The organism is uncultured Granulicatella sp. (assembly GCF_963528195.1).
Classification (GTDB): domain Bacteria; phylum Bacillota; class Bacilli; order Lactobacillales; family Aerococcaceae; genus Granulicatella.
On the sequence record NZ_CAURVN010000061.1, the window covers coordinates 1 to 7,131 of the forward strand.

7 protein-coding genes and 1 pseudogene are annotated in these 7,131 nt (G+C 33.5%); all 8 read right to left on the minus strand.

The annotated features are described in order from the left end of the window. Nucleotides 1–108 precede the first annotated feature (108 nt). Nucleotides 109–588, minus strand: coding sequence for a transcription elongation factor GreA (greA, locus tag RWR88_RS08350; protein WP_006702826.1), 480 nt, complete (start codon nucleotides 586–588; stop codon nucleotides 109–111). A gap of 100 nt (nucleotides 589–688) precedes the next feature. After that, the gene (udk, locus tag RWR88_RS08355) at nucleotides 689–1,318 is read right to left on the minus strand and encodes a uridine kinase (RefSeq protein WP_314349508.1); all 630 of its coding nucleotides are present in this window, start codon (nucleotides 1,316–1,318) and stop codon (nucleotides 689–691) included. Between the two features lie 3 nt (nucleotides 1,319–1,321). After that, nucleotides 1,322–2,464 (minus strand): endolytic transglycosylase MltG, encoded by a 1,143-nt coding sequence (mltG, locus tag RWR88_RS08360; RefSeq protein ID WP_314451782.1) that lies wholly within the window; start codon nucleotides 2,462–2,464, stop codon nucleotides 1,322–1,324. Between the two features lie 399 nt (nucleotides 2,465–2,863). Next, entirely contained in the window at nucleotides 2,864–3,160 is a 297-nt protein-coding gene (locus RWR88_RS08365; RefSeq protein WP_006702829.1) for a DUF1292 domain-containing protein, read from the minus strand. Between the two features lie 15 nt (nucleotides 3,161–3,175). Then, a complete protein-coding gene (gene ruvX / locus RWR88_RS08370) occupies nucleotides 3,176–3,598 on the minus strand; it encodes a Holliday junction resolvase RuvX (RefSeq protein WP_227931530.1) in 423 nt (140 codons plus the stop codon). Beyond that, complete coding sequence (locus RWR88_RS08375) at nucleotides 3,598–3,864, minus strand: IreB family regulatory phosphoprotein (RefSeq protein WP_314451784.1); 267 nt, start codon at nucleotides 3,862–3,864, stop codon at nucleotides 3,598–3,600. Before RWR88_RS08375 ends, ruvX begins: the two co-directional genes overlap by 1 nt. Nucleotides 3,865–3,998: 134 nt before the next feature. Further along, complete coding sequence (gene alaS, locus RWR88_RS08380; protein ID WP_314451786.1) at nucleotides 3,999–6,644, minus strand: alanine--tRNA ligase; 2,646 nt, start codon at nucleotides 6,642–6,644, stop codon at nucleotides 3,999–4,001. 306 nt (nucleotides 6,645–6,950) lie between these two features. Beyond that, nucleotides 6,951–7,131, minus strand: a pseudogene (locus RWR88_RS08385) (hypothetical protein); the annotation flags it as partial.

Sequence of the window (7,131 nt, forward strand, 5' to 3'; positions counted from 1 at the left end):
CGCTGCTTAATTCCTTCACTAAAATTGTTTCATCAACCCTATTTGACAAAGAGCCAACTAAAAAAACTGCAAGAGAAAGTCATTCTCTTACAGTTCACAAAAGATTTCTTATACAGATTCAATTTTAGTAATTTTTACCTTCATGTCTCCACCAGGGGTTTGGATAACAACTTCGTCATTTAATTTCTTACCAATGATTCCTTTTGCAATTGGAGAATCATTAGAAATTTTTCCTTCGATTGGATTTGCTTCTGCACTACCAACGATTGTATAAGACTCTTCTTCACCATCTGGCAATTCAATAAAAGTAATTTTACGTCCTAATGAAACGACATCTTTTTCGACATTATTATCGTCAATAATTTCAGCAAAACGAATCATTTTTTCAAGAGTTGTAATTCTACCTTCAACAAATGCTTGTTCATCTTTAGCTGATTCGTACTCTGAATTTTCAGATAAGTCACCATAACTACGAGCAATTTTAATACGCTCAACGATTTCTTTACGTTTAACTACTTTTAATTCTTCCAATTCAGCTTCTAGTTTAGCTTTTCCTTCAAGCGTCATCGGATATAATTTCTCAGTCATTTGGCTTCTCCCTCTTTTCCATTTTACTGCTTTGACAGTGGTAAAAACATACCATTTTATGAAGAAGAATGCAAGCATTATTTTTAATTTTCTGACTAATTTATGTTAAATCACTTAAAATAGAAGCTATTTTCGTTGTCATTAAGTCAATTGCTACCACATTTGAGCCGCCTTCAGGAATAATAATATCCGCAAATTTTTTCGTAGGCTCTATAAACTGATGATACATCGGTTTTACAACTGTAATGTATTGATGGATAATTGAGTCAAGTGTTCTACCACGTTCAACCATATCTCTTTTAATTCGACGAATAATTCGAATATCATCATCTGTATCCACATATACTTTAATATCCATTAAATCACGTAAGCGTTCATCTTCCAAAATTAAGATTCCTTCTATTAAAATAACATCTTTTGGTTCTTGATGAATCGTCTTGGAACTTCTTGTATGATTTTCATAATCATATACTGGCTCATCAATGGATTCAAAATTGATTAACTTATTCATATGTTCAATTAATAAATCAGTATCAAACGCAAATGGATGATCATAATTTGTTTTTAAACGTTCTTCAAAAGGCATATCACTTTGGTCTTTATAATAGAAGTCTTGATCAATTTTTACAATACTCAATTCTGGAAAGTGTTCCAAAATTCTTCTACTAACAGTAGTTTTACCACTACCAGAACCACCAGTCACTCCAATAACAATCGGCTTCTTTTTCATAAGTTACTCCTTATCAACGTATTTGGCTTTTAATGCTAAGTGTTCTTCATATGTTTTTGCAAAATAAACTTCTTTTGTTTGAATATCTGCTACGAAATATTCATAATCTGTTTGAGCTGGATCAATTGCCGCTAAAATCGCTTCTTCACTTGGACTATTAAACGGTCCAGGTCCCAATCCTCTATATTTATATAAGTTATACGGTGAATTTACTTCTAAATCTTTTAATGTTACGACTTCTTTATGCTCGCCTAAAGCATATAATACAGAAATATCTGTTTGTAACATCATATTCTTTTTAATCCGATTATAAAATACACTTGCAATCTTTTGACGATCTTCTACTTTATATCCTTCTTTTTCTAACAAGGATGCCATTGTTAAAATCTCATGAACATTATAATCTCCTTGAGAAATTTTTGCATAATATTTTGATAAGATACTGTCTGTTTTAGCAACCATTTCTTCAATAATCATTTGTAAGGTTTTATTTTCGTCTGCATCATAAGTTGCAGGATATAAATATCCTTCCAAGAAATAACGAACATTTTGAGCTTTTTGTGCATCCTTAAATAAACGTGGGAATTTTTGTACTAATTGGTCAATAAAACTTTGCTCTTGTACTTTATTCATAAAGTCTTCTTTAGAATATTTCGTAGATTTTTCTACTTCTTCTGCAATTCCTGTTAATGTTTCACCTTCACGCACGACTACTTTAGCTACATTAGCAGATTTATCTTTACCGCCATCTGCTAATTGTCCTAAAATTTGATCAATATCCATAGATGGAGATAATTGATAAAATCCTGCTTTAAATCCAGCTACATTTTTAAATTTAATGTAGAAATTAAAAATTTTTGCATTTCGAATCAATTTATTGTCTTCTAAAATTTTTGCAATTTGCTTAACAGAAGAACCAGCTGGAATTTCAACTTCAACTGCTTGAGTTTGTTTTGTATCCACTGGTTTTAATGAGTTAGATACATAATAGTAACCATATGCCCCTCCACCAATCACAATTACAGCAAATAGAATGGCAAATAATCGAACAATATTTCGAGTAATTTTTGATTCTTTCTTTCGGATAGCTCTAAGTTCTTCATTTTCATACATAAAATTTGTTTTAAAACGCTCTTTTTTTGACATAATCCGCCTCCTTTTAACTTCGTTGTCATTATACATGAATTCATATAACAATTGAAGACTAGGAGTTCTACAATTATGTTACAAATTCTATCAATGAGACTCATACAAGGGAAATTCAGACATGAGACCGAACTACTACTGTCCTCCGTTACTCAAGACAAGTCCATCATTCAAACGCTCCTTCATAAACACACGTCCAGCGAAATGAACTTGACGCAGTAGCACAAGTAAATAAAGCCAATACATACGGATTTATTTACTGGAAAAATCGAGACCAAGGCTCGATTTTTAGCCATGAGATTCGCTTGTGAAGCTGCTGCCGTCCTACGCTATCCAATTTCGCCTCCTAAAAGGAAAGAAGACACCAAATAGCATTCTATCTGGCGTCTTCTCAAATCATTATTCTTCTTCTTCATCTAAGAAAGTATTTAAAACTTCCTCAATCATATCCCATTCTTCATCAGTTTCAATAGGAAGTAAGTCGCCTTCAGTACCATCTTCAGCTTCAACATATGAAAATGCTTGAAGTTCAACTTCTTCTCCTTCTGGAATTCCTGCTGGGTATACTAAAACATATGATTTACCAAAATCTTCTGAATCGAAAGTAAATAAAACCTCGTGTAAGACTTCATTTCCTTCTTCATCAATAATTGTAATATGTTCATGTCCATCATGTTCATGTGTATGTTCTGTCATTACGTTTCCTCTTTTCTATTTAATATTTAAATCTAAATAATTTTGTAAAATGATGACGGCTGCTAACTTATCAATGACTTCTTTTCTCTTTTTACGAGAAACATTCGCCTCCTCAACAAGCATCCTTTCTGCTTGCATCGTTGTTAACCTTTCATCGTGAAAAACGATTGGAATTTCTAATCGCTTTTCTAAACTTCTACCATATTTTTGTGAAGCTTCTGCTCTTGGTCCAGCTGTATTATTCATGTTTTTCGGCATACCGATAACAATCTTCTCAACTTCGTATTCTTTAACCAATTCCACCACACGGTTAAAGCCAAATTCACTTGCAGCTTCATTAATCGCAATTGTTTCAACACCTTGAGCAGTCCAACCTAATGGGTCACTAATTGCAACTCCAACTGTTTTACTGCCGACATCTAATCCCATTACTCTCATTAACAATCTCTACCTGTCGAACGAATATAATGGCGGATTAATTCTTCGATAATTTCATCACGCTCGTGATGTCTTACTAGATTTCTAGCATCACGATGTCGAGGAATATAAGCTGGATCGCCAGATAATAAGTACCCAACAATTTGATTCACTGCACTATAACCTTTTTCGTTTAATGCATCATAAACAATTGTTAGTGTCTCTTGTACTGTTTTTTCATCTTTATCATGAAAGTTAAATAGAACTGTTTCATCCATTGAACTCATATTAACACCTCATTTCTTTGTAACTTCATTCTACTAGATTTTTCAAAAAACTACAATCAATTCGATAGAGATTAAACTTTCCTTAAAAAAATGAAGTAGAATGGATCACATCCTACTCCATTTCAATTTAATGATTATGCTTGAGTTAAGAACTCTTCTACTGCTTTTAACGCAGCTGGAATACCTGCTGGATTTTTACCACCTGCTTGAGCCATATCTGGACGGCCACCACCGCCACCTTGGATATGTGAAGCAATCGCTTTGATAATATCTCCTGCTTTAATTCCTTTTTCATTCGCATCTTTAGAAACTGCAGCTAATAAATTCGCTTTTTCACCTTCATTTGTAGCAACTACAAATACATCACTTGCTGCTTTTTGTCTCCAAGTATCTGCTAATTGACGTAATTCATTCATATCTTTGTTTGGTAAGTGAACAGTAATAAATGAGTAATTTCCTGCTGTAGAAACAGATTCGAATAAGTCTGCTACTTCAGATTTCATTAATTTAGCTTTTAAAGCTGAAATTTCATGTTGAGCTTCTTTTAATTCTTGTTGTAAGTGAGAAACTCGTTCTGGAGTACTATCTAATTGTACCGCTTTAACATCACTTGCAATTTGTTTTAATAACAATTCATGTTTTGCTAATAACTCAAATGCTTCTTGACTAGTTACAGCTTCAATACGGCGAACTCCTGCACCAATACCAGATTCAGAAATAATTTTGAATAGACCGATTTCTTGAGTATTTGAAACGTGAACTCCACCACATAATTCAATAGACCAGTTTGCAATGTTTACCATACGAACTTTATTACCATATTTTTCACCGAATAAAGCCATTGCACCTAATTTTTTCGCTTCTTCTAATGTAGTTTCAATAGTCACTACATCTAAAGCTGCCCAAATTTTTTCATTTACAATACTTTCCATTTCAGCTAATTCTTCAGCTGTTACTTGTCCAAAGTGGCTAAAGTCAAAACGTAAGTATCCTGGAGCTACTAATGAACCTGCTTGGTTTGCATGTGTTCCTAATACTTCTTTTAATGCTTGGTGTAATAAGTGAGTTGCAGTATGGTTTTTTATTAATTTAGCACGTTCTTGTTGATCTACTTCTAATACATAAGTTGAGTTTAATTGCATTGGAGCAACGACATCAATTGTATGTAAAGGTTGACCATTTGGAGCTTTCTTCACTTGAACGACTGTTGCAACTACTTGACCTGATTCATCTTTAATTACACCATGGTCAGATAATTGACCACCCATTTCTGCATAGAATGGAGTTTGATCAAAGACAACTTGTACTCTTGTATCTTCTGAAGCTGATTCTACTAATTCATCTTCAAATACAATAGCTTTTAATACTCCATTATCTGTAGTACGATCATATCCAACAAATGAGCTTTCTACAGTAATATCACGTAAAACAGCTGATTGAACATTCATAGAAGTTTCAGTATTACGAGCTGCACGAGCACGTTCTTTTTGTGCTTTCATTTCAGCTTGGAATCCTTCTTCATCCACTTCATAACCATTATCACTAGCATATTCTAATGTTAATTCATAAGGGAATCCATAAGTATCATATAGTTTAAAGGCATTTTCACCTGATAAAACTGTTTGATTTTTCTCTTTCATTTCAGCAAATACTGTTTCTAAAATTGCAAGTCCATCATGAATAGTTTCTTGGAAACGATTTTCTTCGTTTGCAATTACTTTTTGAATAAATTCAATATTTTCAGTCACTTCTGGATAGTAACTATGCATAATGCTTGCAACAGTTGGAACTAATTTTGTTAAGAATGAACCTTGAATTCCTAAACGTTGACCATGCATAACGGAACGACGAATTAAACGACGGATAATATATCCACGTCCTTCATTTGAAGGTAAAGCTCCGTCACCAATCGCAAAACTTACTGCACGAATATGGTCAGCAATAACTTTAAATGAAACATCTAAATCTTTTGAAGCATTATATTTTTTACCAGCACTTAATTGTTCTAATTGTTGAATAATTGGCATGAATAAATCTGTTTCAAAGTTCGTTGGAGTATCTTGAATAACAGAAACTACACGCTCTAATCCCATCCCCGTATCGACGTTTTTATGAGGTAATGGAGGATAAGTTCCATCTGGCATATGGTTAAATTGAGAGAATACTAAGTTCCAAATTTCTAAGTAACGTTCATTTTCTCCTCCTGGATAGTTTTCAGGATCATCTTCAGCTAATGTTTGATATTTTTCACCACGGTCATAGAAAATCTCAGTATCTGGTCCACATGGTCCAGCACCGATATCCCAGAAGTTATCTTCTACTGGAATAATATGGTCTTCTGGTAATCCCACTTTTTCCATCCATAATTGTTTTGTTTCAGGATCTTTTGGATAATACGTTACATATAAACGATTTGGGTCTAATGCTAACCATTTTTCACTAGTTAAAAATTCCCAAGCCCATGGAATTACTTCTTCTTTGAAGTAATCACCGATAGAGAAGTTCCCCATCATTTCAAATAATGTATGGTGTCTTGCAGTGTGACCTACATTTTCAATATCATTTGTACGAATACTCTTTTGAGCATTTGTAATTCTTGGAACTTCTGGAGTTTCTGTTCCATCAAAATATTTTTTTAATGTAGCTACCCCTGAGTTGATCCATAATAATGTTGGATCATTAACAGGAATTAAACTTGCACTTGGATGTACCTTATGTCCTTTCTCTTGGAAGAAATCAAGATACATTTGACGAATTTCGCTACTAGATAATTTTTTCATCTTTACCATCCTTTTCGTTTATTATAAAAAAATAAAAACTGCCCCATTGTTACAAGGGCGTCTACCACGCGGTACCACCTTGCTTACAATGAAACAGCATTTCATCCTCATTCATTCCGATAACGCGGGAAGCGTCTGTATTTCTACAAAAATCCAATCAGGAGCATAAATTTTGTGGTCGTTTTCACCGGCTAGACCTCTCTACGATTAAAATTCTTTTATCTGACTGGGCAATACTCATTTAGTATAAGAAAATCTCTCACATTTGTCAATTATTTCAGTAAAAACGTTATACTAAATCAGATGCTATAAATAGGATTCTAATGTTGGGACTGAAATGTTTAATTGTTTTGCCCCTACTTCCTTCGTCAGTATTCCATTTTTAATTAAATCTACTATAGTTTCAATTCTACCTTGCTGTAATCCTTGTTCTAATCCTTGTCTTAAAGCTTCTTCCTTTTGATATTCTACAGTCGCCAAATGCCCA

Bases quoted from the DNA above. Each gene is read 5' to 3' on its own strand.
- udk (WP_314349508.1), bottom strand. From the start codon at position 1,318: ATGAAAAAGAAGCCGATTGTTATTGGAGTGACTGGTGGTTCTGGTAGT.
- mltG (WP_314451782.1), bottom strand. From the start codon at position 2,464: ATGTCAAAAAAAGAGCGTTTTAAAACAAATTTTATGTATGAAAATGAA.
- RWR88_RS08375 (WP_314451784.1), bottom strand. From the start codon at position 3,864: ATGAGTTCAATGGATGAAACAGTTCTATTTAACTTTCATGATAAAGAT.
- ruvX (WP_227931530.1), bottom strand. From the start codon at position 3,598: ATGAGAGTAATGGGATTAGATGTCGGCAGTAAAACAGTTGGAGTTGCA.
- greA (WP_006702826.1), bottom strand. From the start codon at position 588: ATGACTGAGAAATTATATCCGATGACGCTTGAAGGAAAAGCTAAACTA.
- RWR88_RS08365 (WP_006702829.1), bottom strand. From the start codon at position 3,160: ATGACAGAACATACACATGAACATGATGGACATGAACATATTACAATT.
- alaS (WP_314451786.1), bottom strand. From the start codon at position 6,644: ATGAAAAAATTATCTAGTAGCGAAATTCGTCAAATGTATCTTGATTTC.